The sequence below is a fragment of the Runella defluvii genome, assembly GCF_014195535.1.
Lineage (GTDB): Bacteria > Bacteroidota > Bacteroidia > Cytophagales > Spirosomataceae > Runella > Runella defluvii.
Genome location: NZ_JACIBY010000004.1, coordinates 143,264 through 160,518, shown reverse-complemented (window position 1 = coordinate 160,518; position 17,255 = coordinate 143,264). Strand labels below are relative to the sequence as shown.

Below are 17,255 nucleotides of genomic sequence, written 5' to 3'. Positions count from 1 at the left end.
ACCCGACGAAGTGATGAGGGTTTCTCACAACCCGACGAAACGACGAATAGATGCTGAGCCCCTCCAAGTTTTGGAAACTTGGAGGGGCTTTGTTTTAACTACCCCAACTCCTCCATTTCCATCATAGCATTTTCCCAGGCGTCGGTGGTAGCCGCAATTTTTTGCTGGACTTCCGTGTATTTTTTATTCGCTTCGGCCAATTTCGTCGCATCACTGTAAATGGCAGTGTCAGCCAATTGCGCTTCCGCTTCTTTTTTGCGTTTTTCCAACTCGTCGATTTCTTGTTCGAGTTGAGTGATTTTTTTCTGAAGCGTCTTTTGCTGGTGCGACGAACCCGAAGACGTATTCTTCGCTGGAGCAGGCGCCGAGCGTGTCGGCGCTGCCACCATCTCCACAGGGGCTGCTACCGCTTCTTCTTGGCGTTCTTCTTGCCACCACTCGTACTCTTGGTACGTACCAGGATATTCTTTCACTTCTTTTTCTTCGATGTACCAAATTTTCTCCGCAATGGCTTCCACAAAGAAACGGTCGTGAGAAACCACCACAAACGACCCCTCGTACTGACGAAGCGCCTGAATGAGGATATTCACCGACTGCATGTCCAAGTGGTTGGTAGGCTCATCGAGCAACAAGAAATTGGCTTGAGACACCAACACTTTTGCCAACGCAACCCGCGACTTTTCTCCTCCCGATAACACCTTAATTTTCTTAAAAACATCGTCGCCCGTAAACAAGAAGCACCCCAAAATCGTCCGACATTCGGTTTCGGTTTTGGTTGGGTTCGCGTATTTTAATTCTTCTAAAATCGTATGTTCTATGTTAAGCGACTCCAACTGGTGCTGGGCATAAAAAGTAAAAAGCACATTATGACCCAGTCGCCTCTCGCCTTCGACAGGCTCGGTGCCTGCAATGACCCTCAACAACGTGGATTTTCCCTTACCATTGGCCCCGATAAGCGCAATTTTGTCGCCGCGCTCCATCGTAATATTGGTATGTTTCAGAATTTCCTTTTCACCGTACGCCTTCGATACATCCTCCAGCTGAAGCACATGGCGGCCTGGCTGAGTCGTAAATTGGAAACGGAAATGCACTTTGGCATTTTCATCCACTACAGCCTCTACCCGATCCATTCGATCCAGCATTTTAGCGCGGCTTTGGGCTTGCTTTGCTTTGGTTGCTTTGGCCTTAAAACGCTCAATAAAGCGCTCCGTTTGGCGGATTTTAGCCTGTTGGTTTTCGTAAGCCCCTTTTTGAATCTCGTTACGAAGGGCTTTTTCTTCGAGATAAAACGAATAGTTCCCGCCGTAATAGTTTAACTTTTGGTTGCTTACTTCCACCATTGTATCGCAGACATTGTCCAAAAACTCACGGTCGTGCGAGACCACAATCACCGCATTTTCGTAGCTCTGAACGTACTTTTCCACCCACTGAATCGAAGGCAAGTCCAAGTGGTTGGTAGGCTCATCGAGCATGAGCAAAGAAGGTTTTTGTAACAGCAACTTGGCCAACATCACGCGCATTCGCCAACCTCCCGAAAACTGCCGTAGCGGTTTTTGTAGGTCACTTGTCGAAAAACCAAGTCCTTCCAAAATTTCTTCGGCTTTCGACTGAATGGTATAGCCGTCCAATGCCTCAAACTCTTCTTGCAAACGCGCAAGTCGGTCCACCAGCTTATCTTCGTAGTTGGTTTCCATCTGATGAAGTACTTCATCAATTTGGCGTTGAAGCACCAATTGACGCTCAAACGCTTGCAAGGCTACCGTCAAAATAGGCTCATCACTTTGATAAGAGAGCAAATCTTGGTTCAAAAACCCAATGGTACAACCACCTGCTTTTGAGATATTTCCTGCATCGGGCTGGTAGTTACCCACAATCAAATGCAGCAGGGTGGACTTCCCTGTTCCGTTCAGACCAATAAGGCCAATTTTATCTTTGGGCTTGATATGAAGCGAGGCGTTTTCGTACAAAGCACGGTCGCCGAGATAATACGAGAGGTTGGTAATCGAAATCATGCTACAAAGTTAGCGGTTTTCAAGTAAGGTATTTATATTTGAGTACTACCAAACCGTTTCTAAATCATGAAAAAGGCAGCGTTATGTCTATTTTTATTTTTTCTCTTCTCATATACTCTAAAATCGCAGAACCAAATACCTCAAATTCAATTAACCGAATATGCAGCTGGATTTAATCAACCAAGTGATATTGAAACTGCGGGCGATAATCGCTTGTTTGTTTCTGAGCTTACGGGGAAGATTAAAATCATTCAGAATGGGATTGTTCATCCAACACCTTTTTTAGATATAAGTATGACTGGAGCTTCGATTTATAGCTTCTGTTTTTCTCCTAATTACTCTTCTAATGGTATTTTTTTTGTTTATTATCGAAAACAAGACGGGCTAGGGCAAATTGTAATGTTCAAGAGAAACCCTTCCAATCCTAATATTACCCTCGCTGGGTCAGAAGCCAAGATTCTTACCTTACCCTATTTAGTTCCTGGTGGACATACAGGTGGAGAAATTGCTTTTGGGCCAGATGGATACTTATACATCACAACAGGAGATGATGGTTTAGGGACGCGTAAAACCATGGGAGATTCTCCAGGCAATGCCCAAAACCTCAAAACTGTACTGGGAAAAGTTCTGCGAATTGATGTCAGTACTGCACCCAATTACAAAATTCCAACTACCAATCCCTATCAAACCCTTGGAGATAGCATTCCTGACGAAATTTGGGCACGCGGTTTACGTAACCCTTGGCGAATGAGTTTTGACAAGCAAACAGGTGATTTGTGGATTGGAGACAACGGCGCTGACCATTGGGATGAAGTCAATTTTTTAGCCCACCCTAATTTAGGCGGGGCTAATTTTGGCTGGCGATGTTATGAAGGTAGTCACCCTTATTCCTCTAATGGGTGCAGTGATACTACTCTTCTTATCTATCCAATTCAAGAATATCAAGGCTGGGTATCTGATACTACAAGTGGTGCTTCGGTTATGGGCGGATATGTCTATCGGGGAAACCTATATCCCGCCCTACGAGGGCATTATTTATATGCAGATTGGGTCATGGGTAAACTTTGGACACTTTTTCGTTCCCCAAATGGTCAGCGCACCAATACATTTCAAGGTATTCTCACTTCCTCTCCTGTCACTTTTGGCCAAGACACCAGCGGAGAATTGTACGTTGCGAGCTTAGATGAAGGGAAAATTTATCAAATTGGGCTTAAATCTACCCTTTCAACTCCTACTATTAATGTTGCAGCAGTACCTGCAAGTTGCGGATTAAAAGGCCAAAGTGTTAATAAGGATGCTAAGCTCACAATCCAAGGTAATACTGTCACTGATAGATATGATTTTACATTTGGCATTAACTATACAGGAACTGCCAGTTATACAGCAGGTTCAAAAACTATTCCTTCAAACGGAGTTTTAGTCGCAGACCTACCTAATCCGATTTCCCCGCAAACCATTACTGTACGTATTTTCAGTACAACAAATTCTCACATAGATATTACTACCACACTTGCATCTACAACTTGCATACCATGCCAATTCCCTGCTCCACAACCGCAATCCATTGACACAATCGCTTGTGTAGGCACTATTCTCAATATCTCAGTAAAAGGTTGTAATGGGCTATACACTTTAAAAGTTTTCAGCGACTCTCTACTCACTCAATCATCAAGCCTTACGGTTAATAACAATTTTATAACTACACCCACACTCACTAACCCATTAAAAGTATATACTGCTTGTGTACATACGACATATCCTGAGTGTAAAAGTAACTACGCTCTATTGTCAGTAAGAACTCATAGTGTCCCCGCTGCCTTAACTGCTCTCAACATTACAAATACATCCTTTGCAATTCGATGGCTAGCTTCTAAAAACGAAAGTTATTTGCTCAAATATCGTGTAAAAAACACTGCTTCCGATTGGATAACTCTTCCTGTACTGACAGCAGATTCTACAGGAATATTTTCCACAATTCTATCTTCGCTTAGCCAAGCAACAATTTATGAATGGACTGTATCTAATGTTCATTGTCATAACTTTACGATTCAAGAAACACGAACTCTATCTTGTCCTCCGACAATAACTCAGCTAGTTGGACCAATTGCCCCCTCAACCTATCAAGCCCATGAAGTCATTCAAAGTAAAGGAACGCTGCTGAGTGGAAGTACTTCATTTTATGCAGGAAAAACCATTATCCTCGCACCTGGGTTTCAAAGCGCCGCTAGTAGTACTTTTAGTGCTCAGATTAAAGGTTGTGATTAAGTTCTTATCTTTGCCCGACAACACACGAACGAATGACGCACCTTCTTCCAAAAAATAAGGTTCAGACCACTATTCAGCGGGCTTTTTCTTCGTTGGTGTTCGGCAATGACCCCGCTGCGCTTACCCATTTTCGGGGTCGTTGGTCGCCTTGGCTCTTCAATACGCCCTTGCACGTGGTTCACCAGCAAGCCGAGCAAGTTTATACTTTTGTGCTCACCGATGCCGAAACGCAGCAAGAACTCTACGGTTTTTTTCATCTTTTTGTTCAAAATCAGCAAGGAGTCAGCCCGCTACGGGCATCGTTTGGGTCGTTTGAAGTAGCCGAAGTTGTCAGTCATGCCGATTTTAGTGTTTGGTTAAACTCCATCGAATCGTTTGCCGTATCGCAAGGCATCAAGTCGTTGTCGATTCGTCATTATCCCAGCTGTTATCATCCTGCCCGTAGTTCATTTATCAAACGCGGGTTGGTACGGCACGGTTTTCAGCTAAGCCAGTCCTCTATCAATCACTACATTTCGGTAACCTCGCAGCCGTTTGAGACAGCCCTTCACGCCTCCGAACGGCGGCGATTACGCAAGTGCCTGCAAGCCGATTTTCGGTTTGAAGAATGGGTATCTCCCAGTGCCGAACAAGTGTATCAATTTATTGCTCATAACCGCCAACGACTCGGCTACTCGCTTTCTTTTCGTGAAGAGCAGCTGCGGCTTTGGTTGACCGTTTTTCCTGAAATTTTTCGGGTATTTTGTGTCAAAAATGGTGAAGAAATTGCCTCATTAGGGCTAACCGTCCGCGTTGGAAAAAATGTACTCTATCACTTCTGCCCCGCCGACAACCTAGCCTATCGACAGTACAGTCCCTCGGTGTTGTTGACCAAAGGTTTGTACGAATTTTCCCAGCAAGAAGGTGTAACTATTTTAGATCTGGGTATCTCAGTTGACGCCGCTGGCCAACCCAAAACCAGTTTGGCGCGTTTCAAACGTAACCTTGGCGCCCAAGAATGCGAAAAATGGCAATTTGAAAGAAAAATCGGCATTTCTACCAAAGTGTAAAAATGCCGATCGAATCACGCGTGGGTCAATCTATATGTAAGTCTGAATCAATGATTAGCTATTTCAAGTCCGAAATAGTTAAAAAGGGTGCTCAAGGTTTTTCGTTCAGCCACAACGCTTTCCCCGCCTACCTCTTGGTAAGACACCCTTGATTTTTTCAATAATGGAGTAGGGTCAAAACCTTTTTTGCCAGGTTTTAATTTATAGTTTTTGGAGAAATAGATTTTATCAATGTTGCGTGCCTCTAGGAAATTGCTCAAGGCATTGGCACTGTATCCATGAAAAAGTTCGACACTAATATTTCCCAAAAGAGACTCGTATCTATTTTTAAGAATGGCAATTGCTTCTTCAAATTCGGTCGTCATCAGGCTATCCACCATTTCGTCTGGCGAATAAAACAAAAAATCCGAGATAGAATCTGTAGGAATTTTGGCATACATCAACACCACGTTTACTTTTCCCGCATTGATGGTATTCAATGCCAATCTGAGGGCATTTAGCGACTCAACTTTAAAATCTATCGGCACTAATATTGTTCTTTCCATGCGCTTAGTCGTTTTTAAAACCAATGCAAAGGTGCTACCCCCAACTAAGAATGATTTAAGAAGCAGATTAGAATTCGATAAGAAATGATTTTTTTACGGAATTTTTGCCAATGGAATCCTAATTTGAACCGTCGTCCCTTCATTTACGACCGAAGAAAGCTGCAATTGGCCGTTATGAATTTTAATAATATTACGGGTCAAAGGCAATCCGATCCCATAGCCTTCAAAGTTTCGGGTGTTGGAAGCCCTAAAAAACGGGTCATAAATAAACGGAAGTTCTGACTCGGGAATCCCAATCCCGTGGTCCGTAAATGCCAAAAAAACTTGGTCATCGCTGGAGGCAATCGTCACCACAACGGGCTTATTGTTGGAGTACTTACAAGCGTTTGTTAATATATTGGTAAAAGCCAGAGAAAGCAGCTGGCGGTTGCCCATCACTTTCAATTTTTTGGGATTCTCGGGCAACAGGCTAAAGTCAACTTGGATATTATTCTTGGGATTGAGCTTATCAATCATCTCCTTGACTTGCCAAATCAGGTCATCGGTTCGTAAAATTTCAAAATTAACCCGCTTGTTGGTATAACCCGTTTGGGCCAAATACAACAGCGTTTGCGTGATTTGGTTCAGGCGCTCGGCTTGCCCCAAAATACTCATCAGCGACTGCTGGTATTCCTCGGGTGAACGCTGTTTCATGAGCATCACTTCGGCTTCTCCCATGATAGACGTGAGTGGCGTACCAAATTCGTGCGAGGCATTGCTAACAAAATTGTTTTGGGTTTCAAACGAAGTCTCAAGCCGATTCAGTAGGTCATTGAACGTAGAAATCAATTGGCTAATTTCGGCATCATTTTTTTTCTCTTCAATGCGCAAATGAATATTATCCTTGCTTATTTGTTTCACCCGATCGGTGATGTGCTTAATTGGATCGAAAATTCGCCTTGAGAAGAAAAAAGATAAATAGGTGGTTATCAATGCAATAAGAAGCACACCAAGTAAAATCACATTGCGCATAAACAACAAGTGATTGGAAGCGTAGTAGTTTTTGGCGGATACCACCACAATGTGCGTTTGATTCTTGCTCTCGTGCCGAATTCCCGTAAAAAAGGTTTCGTCCATCTGACGCGTGGCTTTCCCTTTGTTCAAAATCTCCTTCAAAAACGCCATTGGGAGTTCTGATTTTTGCGCCATTTCAGCTAAATCATTATTATTTTCGACCCTATACAGGTACTCTTTTTCGGCCGACAGCTTTTCAAGGTGTTCTTTACGGATAATTTTAAACGGCTCGGCATTAATTTTATCAGCATCAAAATTGTACTTCGCCGCAATCGTCGCCCGCGTTTCTAGTCGTTTGTAAAAATCAGTGTAGGAATAATTATACAAAAAGTAATAGATACTTCCCCCAAACAGAAGCAGCATCAGGCTGTTGGTAAAAATCAGAAAAAGCGCTATTTTCAGTTGGGTTTTCATGCTTCTCTTAACACATAGCCCATGCCAATCACGGTATGAATGAGCTTGGGTTCATAGGCCGAATCAAGTTTTTTTCTCAAATAATTGATGTAAACATCCACGACATTCGTGGCTAGGTTAAAATTGATGTCCCACGCGCTCTCCAGCAAATCCACCCTCGAAAGCACTTTTCCTTTGTTTTTTAGCAAGGTGACCAGCAGCCGATATTCGGTAGCAGTGAGGGAAATAAGCTCCCCATTTCGTTCTACGGTCTTCGAGTCATCGTCCACTTTCAAATTGGCCACCACATACACATTTTCTTTTGCCTTGGCCTCGCCTCCTCCTTGACTAGCTCGACGTAAAAGTGCTTTGATACGAGCAACCAACTCGATGAACTTGAAGGGTTTGGCCAAATAATCATCTGCCCCCGAATTAAGCCCCAAAGCAATATTATCGGCGGTATTGAGGGCCGTCAAAAACAATATCGGTACCTGAATCTGGTTGTTGCGCAGCTCTTTGCAAACCTCAATACCGTTTTTGTCGGGAAGCATAATGTCAAGAATAATCAAATCATAGTCACTGCTCAAGGCCATCTGAACCCCCGAATTACCGTCTAAAGCCACCGATACTTCAAAGTCCTCCTCGGTCAAGCCTTTTTTTATAAAGCTGACTACATTGACTTCGTCTTCCACTAACAAGATTTTCTTCATAGCTCAGTTGGTGCCTTTTCCAAAACATTCCTTTGCAATTTAACCACAAAAAACGGCACTGCAACTTCTAAAGCTACAATGCCGTTTTTCTATCAAAACTTCAGAAAATTATTTCCCTGCTACTTTTCCCCACGTATCTTTCAGTCCAACTGTGCGGTTGAAGATAAGCTTATCGGGTGTAGCGTCGGTATCTAAACAGAAATAGCCTTTGCGAACAAACTGGATTTTGGTGTCAACCGTCGCTTCTTTGAGCGATGGCTCGGCGTAGCCCGTAATCACCTCCAACGAATTTGGATTGATGTGGTCTTTGAAATCTCCTTCCGCCGACGCTAAATCTTCTACCTTGAAGAGACGGTCGTACTGGCGAATTTCAATCGGCAACGCCTCCGAAACCGACACCCAATGGAGCGTTCCTTTGACGTTGATACCTGAGGTATCATTCCCACTCTTGCTGTTTTCGAGGTATGAACAACGTAACTCGATGATATTACCCGCTTCGTCTTTGATTGCTTCGTCGCAACGAATGATGTACGCACTCTTCAAACGCACCATTTGTCCTACGGCCAAGCGGAAGAATTTTTTCGGCGGATTTTCCATAAAGTCTTCCCGCTCAATATAAACCTCACGGCTAAATGGCACTTCGCGCATTCCGCCGTTGGGGTCTTCGGGGTTGTTTTCGCTCAAGCAAAGTTCAACCGTATCTTCGGGGAAGTTGGTAATGACCACTTTGAGCGGGTCGAGTACTACCATGCGGCGCTGCGCGATTTTGTTAAGATGCTCGCGAACGCAAAACTCCAACAAACTCACGTCAATAAGGTTGTCGCGGCGAGCGATACCGATGCGGTCGCAAAACTCACGGATTGACTCAGGCGTATAGCCACGACGGCGAAGCCCCGAAATGGTTGGCATCCGTGGGTCGTCCCAGCCCGTCACGTGCCCTTCGTTGACAAGTTGTAACAATTTGCGCTTACTCATGACGGTGTAAGTCAAGTTGAGGCGCGCAAACTCGTATTGTTTTGAGGGGAAAATTTCCAGTTTATCGATGCACCAATCGTACAAGTCGCGGTGAGGAATAAACTCCAACGTACAGATTGAATGCGTAATTTGTTCGATAGAATCCGACTGACCGTGGGCAAAATCGTACATCGGATAGATGCACCATTTGTCGCCTGTGCGATGGTGGTGGGCAAATTTAATCCGATAAATGATGGGGTCGCGCATGATCATATTCGGCGCCGCCATGTCGATTTTGGCACGAAGTGTACGAGACCCTTCAGGAAACTCGCCGTTTTTCATTCGCTCAAACAAATCCAAATTTTCTTCCACACTACGATCACGGTACGGGCTATTAGTTCCTGGTTCGGTAGGTGTTCCTTTCAAAGAAGCGATTTGCTCTGAGGTAGATTCATCCACGTATGCCAATCCTTTTTTGATTAAATCAATGGCAAAAGCATACAAATTATCAAAGTAATCAGAGGCATAAAATTCATTTACCCACTGAAAACCAAGCCATTGAACGTCATTTTTGATTGACTCAACGTATTCGGTATCTTCCGTGACGGGATTTGTATCGTCAAAGCGTAAGTTGGTACCTCCTCCGTATTTCTGAGCCACTCCAAAGTTTAAACAGATGGATTTGGCATGCCCAATGTGCAAATAGCCGTTGGGTTCGGGTGGAAAGCGCGTCAGAACGCGGCCTTCGTGTTTACCCGTACGGATGTCTTCTTCAATGATTTGTTCGATGAAGTTCAGCGATTTCTCTTCGGTGGATTCTTTGGCAATTTCACTCATACTACTATTAACGTGTTTTTCGACCCTTCGGTTTTCTTAATACATATCTTTTCTGTATGTATTGAAAACACAAAACTAACATTTATTCGGGTTGAACACCTGAAAATAACTGGCTTTGCTCACTTTTTTCAACCTACGCATCGCATCTTCAACAACATCCATCATTTTCAACAAACTCATTTCCAAAAAGTTACCAAAAAATATATATAATTTTTAGCCGTTATTACTAAAACTTCAAAACTATTTCAAACCTGCAAATGTTAAATAAACTGTTGACAAACGATACTTACCTTCGGGCTAATTGGTACCACGCCCAACGGTCGAGAGGGTGTTGCAGACAAACTTTCTGACGACTCCTCGGCACGTACGTAAAACCAACAATTGAACAGATTTTTATCACTATATGAGCAACCCACGAGTGGCGGTGTTTCGGAAGGCACACTTTAATGCCGCACACCGTCTGAACAATCCGACCTGGTCGGACGAACAGAATGCGCGTGTTTTTGGGAAATGCAATTACCCCAATTACCACGGACATAATTATGAGCTGATTGTGCAAGTGACGGGCGAAGTAAACCCCGAAACTGGCTACGTTGTAGATTTGAAATGGTTGAATGATTTAATCGAGGAAACAGTTTTGATCAAGTTTGACCACAAAAATCTAAATCTGGATACTGAGGAGTTTAAAAACATGAATCCCAGCGCAGAAAACATTTCAATTGTCATCTATAACCTCTTACGTGAGCACTTAGCAGAGTCGCTCGATTTGAAAATACGGCTTTATGAAACAGAACGAAACTTTGTGGAATACCCTGCCTAACCATGCAGATTTGGGTGAACTCAACATCGACGACTGGGGAGATGATCACCTATTTAGTGCTTACAATACGCCTTTGCGCGAGGACGCGTTTGAATTGAGCGACGTAGAAAAAGTGGCCAAAATTGAGGGGCATTTTCGTGCCATCATGGAAACCCTTGGACTTGACCTCACCGACGACAGCCTCAACGGAACTCCGCATCGCGTAGCAAAAATGTACGTAAAAGAGCTATTCTCAGGCTTAAATCCTGCGAATAAGCCCAAGGCAACGCTCTTTGAAAACAAGTATAAATACAACGAAATGTTGGTGGAAAAAGACATCAGTTTTTACTCCAACTGCGAGCACCACTTTGTTCCTATTTTTGGCAAAGCGCACGTAGCTTACATTTCGAGCGGGAAAGTGATTGGGCTTTCTAAACTGAACCGTATTGTGCAATATTTTGCCAAACGCCCGCAAGTACAAGAGCGCCTTACAGTACAAATTGCCAAAGAATTACAACAAATTCTTCAAACCGAAGACGTGGCTATCGTCATGGATGCCAAACACTTATGCGTCGCTTCTCGCGGGGTACAAGACGATTCCAGCTCGACTGTGACGGCGTTTTACGGCGGCAAATTCCAAGAAGACAGCACGAAGAGTGAATTTTTGAAATATTTATCGTAGTAAAACCTCCCGAAAGTTCAAAACTTTCGGGAGGTTGATTAGTTCCAAACTTTCGGGAAGGTAGGAAGCTACTCCACTCCCAAAAGGGTCAAAGCAGCGCGGGCTTTATTGTCCACGCTGTTTTTGTATTCGTGCTTGGGATAATTAAGCGCTTGCTGAAAGTACTGAATGGCTTTGGACTTTTGTCCTTTGGCTTGGTAAATATATCCCAACTGCAAAGCCGACGTTGCGCCAAAATACAAACCCTGCGCCTGACTCAATACAATCGCCCGTTCGTAATTGGGAATAGCCGCCTCGGTATGTTCTTGACGTTGAAAAATACGCCCCAACCGATAACGGTATTCGGCACGGTCTCTCCCGTTCTCAAACGATGCTTCATTGACGTTTCGTAGCGTTGCCGCCGCATCCTCCAAATAACCGCCATCAAACGACAGACGTGCTTTCATCAAGATTTTTTGTTGGCCAGAAATCAATCCTTTGGCATAGCTTTCGGCAAACTTCAACGCTGCTTTGTCCGACTCCACATAGGCAGCCCCGACTTTGCCGATTTTTCCTAAAAATACCTTGGCCTCGGCATCTTCACCAACGAGCCAATGGCTCAAAAACAGCTTCAAATAGGTATCTTTCAGGAAGTTTTGACCTTTGTATTGTCCTAAAAACTCGTTCAACTGGGTTCTGGCAGCGGCGTATTGGCCTTTTTGGAGCAAAATTTCACCTTCCAAATAATCCAAAAATGGAAATGCAAAGTAAGCACTTCCTTTGGGACGTTGTTTGAGCAAACCAAGCGCTTGTTCTCCCCTCCCGTCTTTCATCGACACCGTTGTTCCAAAAAAATGCAGCAACAGATTATCGGGCTGGCTATGCACCAGTTGCAGCAGCTCCGTATTTTGTTTTTCGGTATAGGTCAAAATATACGCGTGCAGCAACGTTTGAATCAACTGCGCTTCCAACGAAAACACGTTGTCTTGCTGAATCACCCGCTGCACTTCGCGCAGTCCTTGGGGGATATTTCCTTTCAAACCCAACAACTTAGCTACCCATTGATAACTCTGCGGTGCCGAGCCAATTAGGACGTGCAACAACCCTAACGATTTATAGGTAGGTACAAAATCGGGATATAGCCGCGCATTTTCGGCCAGTAGCCGATAGGCTTTGATAATATCCCAAGAGGCGCTCATTTCTTTCCCAAACTTGAGTTTAATGAATGCCCAGTGGAGTCGTATTTCGGCTTGCACAAAACGCTGATAAGGGGACGAACTCGGCTGGTCGTCGAGCCACGAAAGGCGTTTATCTTCGTTGGGAGATAGTTGTTCAAACAGGGCCTTGTTATCACTCACCAGCAACGTCACCATGTCGGTGTAATTCTCTACATAGACGGCAAGTGCATTAGGCGATTTTTCTTTGACAAAAAGCGCTTTGGCGGCATTGACTTTAAGTTTAAAAACCTCTCGATACGCTTGCTGAAGATTGGGAGAGAATGAATAAACGGTCGATTGCGCATTTGCGCGACCATTCATAAAGCTTAAAAGTGCCGAAATAAAGAAAAAGAAATAGCAGTTTTTCAGCATCCTAAAAGCGTTCTAGATTCATTAGAAACACTATAGCTGTTTTTCTTTATCAATTCTTTGGTTTGTAACTCAAGCGATTTTAGAATAGTTACATCCGATTCAAAACCAAAAAGTCGGTTCAGGCCAGTCTCCTTCGTTTGAACAACGATTTTCATTTTATAGGCTTTTCCCAACGAAGCCTTTTCTAGCTTCTCTATCGCATCTTCAAGCATTTCATGTTCTCCTTGAATTTTTACAGGGACTGGCATCCCTTCAAAATGCTCTTTTAAAAAGCCATCAATTCCACTATTTCGCTGAACGGGAAACGCATTGATATTTTGTAAAATACCTAATTCTTTTTCCGTTTTCTCATGGTATTCATTTACTCCTTTATTTAGTAGATTTGATTCAGAGATAACCATTTCTCTTAACCGTGAATTCGCCAGTTCAACTGCATCTATTGAAATATCTATACCTATAAATTCTCTTTTTAAATGCTTTGCTGAAACACAAGTCGTGCCACTACCACAGAATGGGTCTAACACTAAATCGCCTTCATCTGTTACAATACTTAGAATCTGATTTAGTAACAAAACGGGTTTTTGAGTCGGGTAACCTGTTCTTTCTTTAGCTTTTGGGTTTAAATAAGGAATTTCCCAAACATCTGAAAGTGGTACTCCTTTCTTCTCTTTACCTAAAACGATATTGCCATTTTTATCCTTTTTATAAACTGATTTACCATTTTCATCACGCTCTCGGTCTTGTAAAATTTGGTCGAGATTGGTCGTAGCAGAATAGTCAGTATAGAGTGTGTTAAATTTAAAATCCTGTGTTTTAGAATAAAAGAAAATCACTTGGTGTGCATTCAAAAGCCCTTTCTTGGCATTAGACCACCTTTTATATGACCAAACGATTTCGCTTTGGAAGTTTTCACGTCCAAAAACTTTATCCATTACAACTCTAATGTTATGCGATGCTGTTTTATCACAATGAAGAAATACGCTACCGGTCGTTTTTAGAATTCGTTTTGATTGATATAATACCTCTTCGATAAGCCCTAAATATTCTTCAATGGAGTTGAATTTATCATCAAATTCGTAGGTTTTAGATTTATCTTTGGTAGTAAGACTGTGTTTACGTTGCGTAAAAAAAGGAGGGTCAAAGTAAATTAAGTCCACTTTATTAGACTCAATTTCTTTGAGTTTTTCAACACAATTTCCGTGATAGATTTGATTAATTTCCATTTTCAGGTACTCTTTCGTTTGCGATTTGTGTCAAAATAAGCTTTAAATCAACGCCTGTGTATGCTTTTAAATACTCCCAAGCTTCATCACCACCATAATATTCTCCTTCAACACCCTTATAGAGCGTTTTCAAAGTCTCTTGAATTCTAATAGCTTGTTCTCGTTGTGGGTAATAAAACATGACTCTAATTGGTTTGTACCCATGTTCTCTGATTACTTGCACTCGCGTGTGTTCTTTGGTAATGTGGTCACCATCGGTAGTTGCATCTTTCCACTTTACTTCTATGGCATCGTTTCCATTCAAAAAATCAATTTCAAAAGTTTTGGGGCGTTGACCAATTGTATTTTCAATTTTGGTTTTTATACCATTTGGAAATTTAAAATTCAAACATAAAGTTGCGGCTTCTTCAAGAAACGCCCCTGCATATTTGTATAAGAACCTTCCCGTATTTTGATATTGATCAATAAGTTGCCCTTCTTGGCGCGAAATCCCTAACACACGATAGATGAGATAATGTGAGTTATCGTCTGCTTTCATTTCTTCTATTCTAATGTCAATTCTGTTTTTCAAGTTTACAGAATAAACTTCGGCTAGTTTTTCTATCTTTTGTATCAATTCTTCCATCAGAAAAACCAATTTTACGTCAACCCTTCAATAATCCCTTTTTTCTGTTGAAACAGAAACGAATCGCCTGCTTGCTTCCCCATCAATGACGCCCCCAAAGGCGACTGAGGCGACATCGCAATCACTTTTTGACCCTCTACCACTACCATTCCTGCACTGACGGAGACAAAAAACACTCCCACGGACGTCGTGACCAACGCCCCCAGCCCCACGCGTTGAAACACAAAATCGGGGTCGATGCGGTCGAGAACGGCGCGTTCTTGACGCAGTTGATCAAAGAGTTGGGCGTGGCGATCGCGCTCAATTTGCGCCATCGCCCGCCCCGTTTCGTACTTATCGCCCGCCGAACTTTTAGTTTCTTCATTGGCCGAATCTTGGGCGTTTTGCATCGCCTCCTGCGCCGCTTGCACGCGGGTATCAAACTGCGTTTTTAGCAGCGTAAGTAATTGTTGTTTCAACGGACTAAAGACGGTGATTTATAATTTGGTCATACATACCCGCAAAAGCGGATTGTTTCATCCCTTCCGACGAAAGAAAATCGTGCGGAAAGCCTAATTCTATTTTGCTTACCTCGTTCAAACGCGTCATAATTTCGTCAGGAATGACAAAATCAAGGCATTTGAGCGAATCTTGGAGCTGTTCTACGCGTTTTGCCCCCACAATTGGCATCACATTTGACACCCGTTGGCGCACCCAGTTAATCGCTACCTGCGTAGGGGTAACGCCCAATTCTTGCGCTACATCCACTACCTCTTGCGCAATGTCGCTGCTGCGTTCGCTGCGGCGAAGGCTATTTTCGGGTACGCGCCCTGTTTCGCCGCGCAAGTATTTTCCCGTCAAAGCTCCTCCTCCAATCACTCCCCAGGGCGTCACGGCCATGTCGAGGGTTTGGGCCATCGGAAGCAAATCGCGTTCGGCACCACGTTGTAAAAGTGAATACTCTACCTGAAGCGCCACAAATTGGCTCCAGCCACGCAACTCCGCCAGCATATTGGAGCGTGAAATGACCCACGCAGGTGTGTCCGAAATCCCGACATAATGCACTTTTCCGCTCCGAACCAAATCATCCAATCCGCGCATTACTTCATCAACGGGCGTGGTAAATTCCCACATGTGTACCCAAAACACGTCGATATAATCGGTATGGAGGCGTTTAAGGCTTTCATTGACCGAACGAATCATGTTTTTGCGGTGATTGCCCGCGTAGTTGGGGTCGCCGTTGCGGTCGTACAAGGTATATTTGGTCGAAACGACAAAATGGTCACGGTCGGCCGAGATAAAATCTCCCAAGAATGTCTCCGATGTTCCTTCGGTATAGCGGTTGGCTGTATCGAGGAAATTACCACCTGCGTTGGCGTAGGCTTCAAAAATCTTTTTGCTCTCGTGTTTGTCGGCTCCCCAGCCCCATTCGGTACCAAAAGTCATTGTACCGAGGCACAATTCTGATACGCGAAGGCCAGATTTTCCCAATAATTTGAATTTCATAGAGTCATAGTTTGTTTAATGAGGGTGGGCAAAGAAAACAAATCTTTGCTCAAAACTACACAGAAAAAACCACTTATACCCTTAACAAGCCATGTGTTTTCGCAATTCATTGACCGCTACCGTTGAAGAAATGGAGAAGCAATTTGAGGTACAAAAACAGGCCAAAACCGTTGAATTTGAGCCTATTTACCACGCTAATGGCTTCGACTATCCCATCTGGCCCATCATCACCGCCCAAGCTCCGCACAGTTTGCAATTTTTTCATTGGGGGTTGGTTCCACGGTGGGCCCGCAGCCCTCAAGAAGCGCTCGAACTCCGCAGCAGTACTTTGAATGCCAAAATCGAAACCCTCGACGAAAAGCCCTCGTTTAAGTACGCCCTCCAACACGCCCAACGCTGCCTTATTCCTTCTACTGGCTTTTTTGAATGGCAAACCGTAGGCAAACAAAAATACCCGTACTTTATCCACCTGCACAACCAGCCCCTTTTTGCCATGGCGGGAATATGGGAAACGTGGCACAATCCTGCCCAAGCCAATGATATTTGGCATACATTTAGCATTATTACGACCGATGCCAATCCGCTCATGGCGCGCATTCACAACACAAAGCAACGAATGCCCGTTATTATACCAAAAGAGTTAGAAGCGGTTTGGCTTACTACCCAATCGGATGCGTTTGACCTTGAATTGTTTAAAAAACCAATTGACGATGCCACGATGGAAGCGTTTACGATTGGCAAGTCGATAAGCGACCCTAAAAGTCAGTCTAACGTACCTGAGGTATTAACACGCGTTTCGTACCCTGAACTATCGCATCAGCAATTGAGTTTGTTTTGAGCCTGTGAAGGAGGTTGCTCACAACCTCCCTATTACGCAAAAGCTGACACATACTAAACAAAACGCGGTTGTGAGCAACCACTACACACACTAAACAAAATGCGGTTGTGAGCAACCGCTACACACTCTAAACAAAACGCGGTTGTGAGCAACCGCTACACACTCTAAACAAAACGCGGTTGTGAGCAACCGCTACACACATTGTGAGCAACCGACG

15 protein-coding genes are annotated in these 17,255 nt (G+C 43.6%); 5 read left to right on the top strand and 10 right to left on the bottom strand.

Annotated elements, in window-relative coordinates; all coding sequences use genetic code 11:
• Positions 1-98: 98 nt before the first annotated feature.
• Positions 99-2,012 (bottom strand): ribosomal protection-like ABC-F family protein, encoded by a 1,914-nt coding sequence (gene abc-f / locus FHS57_RS10920; protein WP_183973462.1) that lies wholly within the window; start codon positions 2,010-2,012, stop codon positions 99-101.
• A 66-nt stretch (positions 2,013-2,078) separates the two neighbouring features.
• Here abc-f and FHS57_RS10915 point away from each other — a divergent pair, with 66 nt between their 5' ends.
• Together FHS57_RS10915 and FHS57_RS10910 are read left to right on the top strand one after the other, a co-directional pair.
• Positions 2,079-4,277, top strand: coding sequence for a PQQ-dependent sugar dehydrogenase (locus FHS57_RS10915; protein WP_183973460.1), 2,199 nt, complete (start codon positions 2,079-2,081; stop codon positions 4,275-4,277).
• Positions 4,278-4,309: 32 nt separating this feature from the next.
• Positions 4,310-5,326: a GNAT family N-acetyltransferase gene (locus FHS57_RS10910; protein WP_183973458.1), complete on the top strand. Its 1,017-nt coding sequence runs from the start codon at positions 4,310-4,312 to the stop codon at positions 5,324-5,326.
• A 47-nt stretch (positions 5,327-5,373) separates the two neighbouring features.
• Here the strand turns inward: FHS57_RS10910 and FHS57_RS10905 are convergent, their stop codons facing one another.
• From FHS57_RS10905 to FHS57_RS10890, 4 genes are all read right to left on the bottom strand, one after another.
• Positions 5,374-5,871 carry a universal stress protein gene (locus tag FHS57_RS10905; RefSeq protein ID WP_183973456.1) on the bottom strand — a complete coding sequence of 166 codons (498 nt, stop codon included), beginning with the start codon at positions 5,869-5,871 and terminating at the stop codon, positions 5,374-5,376.
• Positions 5,872-5,964: 93 nt separating this feature from the next.
• Positions 5,965-7,338, bottom strand: coding sequence for a sensor histidine kinase (locus tag FHS57_RS10900; RefSeq protein ID WP_183973454.1), 1,374 nt, complete (start codon positions 7,336-7,338; stop codon positions 5,965-5,967).
• Positions 7,335-8,027 carry a response regulator transcription factor gene (locus FHS57_RS10895; RefSeq protein WP_183973452.1) on the bottom strand — a complete coding sequence of 231 codons (693 nt, stop codon included), beginning with the start codon at positions 8,025-8,027 and terminating at the stop codon, positions 7,335-7,337. The genes FHS57_RS10900 and FHS57_RS10895 overlap by 4 nt, the downstream gene beginning before the upstream one ends.
• 108 nt (positions 8,028-8,135) lie before the next feature.
• Complete coding sequence (locus FHS57_RS10890; RefSeq protein WP_183973450.1) at positions 8,136-9,818, bottom strand: glutamine--tRNA ligase/YqeY domain fusion protein; 1,683 nt, start codon at positions 9,816-9,818, stop codon at positions 8,136-8,138.
• Between the two features lie 403 nt (positions 9,819-10,221).
• Here FHS57_RS10890 and FHS57_RS10885 point away from each other — a divergent pair, with 403 nt between their 5' ends.
• Positions 10,222-10,638, top strand: coding sequence for a 6-pyruvoyl trahydropterin synthase family protein (locus FHS57_RS10885; protein WP_183973449.1), 417 nt, complete (start codon positions 10,222-10,224; stop codon positions 10,636-10,638).
• On the top strand, positions 10,601-11,299 hold the full coding sequence (folE, locus tag FHS57_RS10880; RefSeq protein WP_183973447.1) for a GTP cyclohydrolase I FolE: 699 nt from the start codon (positions 10,601-10,603) through the stop codon (positions 11,297-11,299). The genes FHS57_RS10885 and folE overlap by 38 nt, the downstream gene beginning before the upstream one ends.
• Positions 11,300-11,367: 68 nt before the next feature.
• Here the strand turns inward: folE and FHS57_RS10875 are convergent, their stop codons facing one another.
• The 5 genes from FHS57_RS10875 to FHS57_RS10855 are packed head-to-tail and all read right to left on the bottom strand — an operon-like array spanning position 11,368 to position 16,200.
• Entirely contained in the window at positions 11,368-12,816 is a 1,449-nt protein-coding gene (locus FHS57_RS10875) for a tetratricopeptide repeat protein (RefSeq protein WP_229601316.1), read from the bottom strand.
• A gap of 44 nt (positions 12,817-12,860) precedes the next feature.
• Positions 12,861-14,090: a DNA-methyltransferase gene (locus tag FHS57_RS10870; RefSeq protein WP_183973442.1), complete on the bottom strand. Its 1,230-nt coding sequence runs from the start codon at positions 14,088-14,090 to the stop codon at positions 12,861-12,863.
• The gene (locus tag FHS57_RS10865; protein ID WP_183973440.1) at positions 14,080-14,715 is read right to left on the bottom strand and encodes an ApaLI family restriction endonuclease; all 636 of its coding nucleotides are present in this window, start codon (positions 14,713-14,715) and stop codon (positions 14,080-14,082) included. Before FHS57_RS10865 ends, FHS57_RS10870 begins: the two co-directional genes overlap by 11 nt.
• A 14-nt stretch (positions 14,716-14,729) precedes the next feature.
• Positions 14,730-15,173, bottom strand: a complete 444-nt coding sequence (locus FHS57_RS10860) for a GreA/GreB family elongation factor (RefSeq protein WP_183973438.1) — start codon at positions 15,171-15,173, stop codon at positions 14,730-14,732.
• 4 nt (positions 15,174-15,177) lie between these two features.
• Positions 15,178-16,200, bottom strand: coding sequence for an aldo/keto reductase (locus tag FHS57_RS10855; RefSeq protein WP_183973436.1), 1,023 nt, complete (start codon positions 16,198-16,200; stop codon positions 15,178-15,180).
• A 91-nt stretch (positions 16,201-16,291) separates the two neighbouring features.
• Here FHS57_RS10855 and FHS57_RS10850 point away from each other — a divergent pair, with 91 nt between their 5' ends.
• Positions 16,292-17,038, top strand: coding sequence for an SOS response-associated peptidase (locus FHS57_RS10850; protein WP_183973434.1), 747 nt, complete (start codon positions 16,292-16,294; stop codon positions 17,036-17,038).
• Positions 17,039-17,255: the final 217 nt, after the last annotated feature.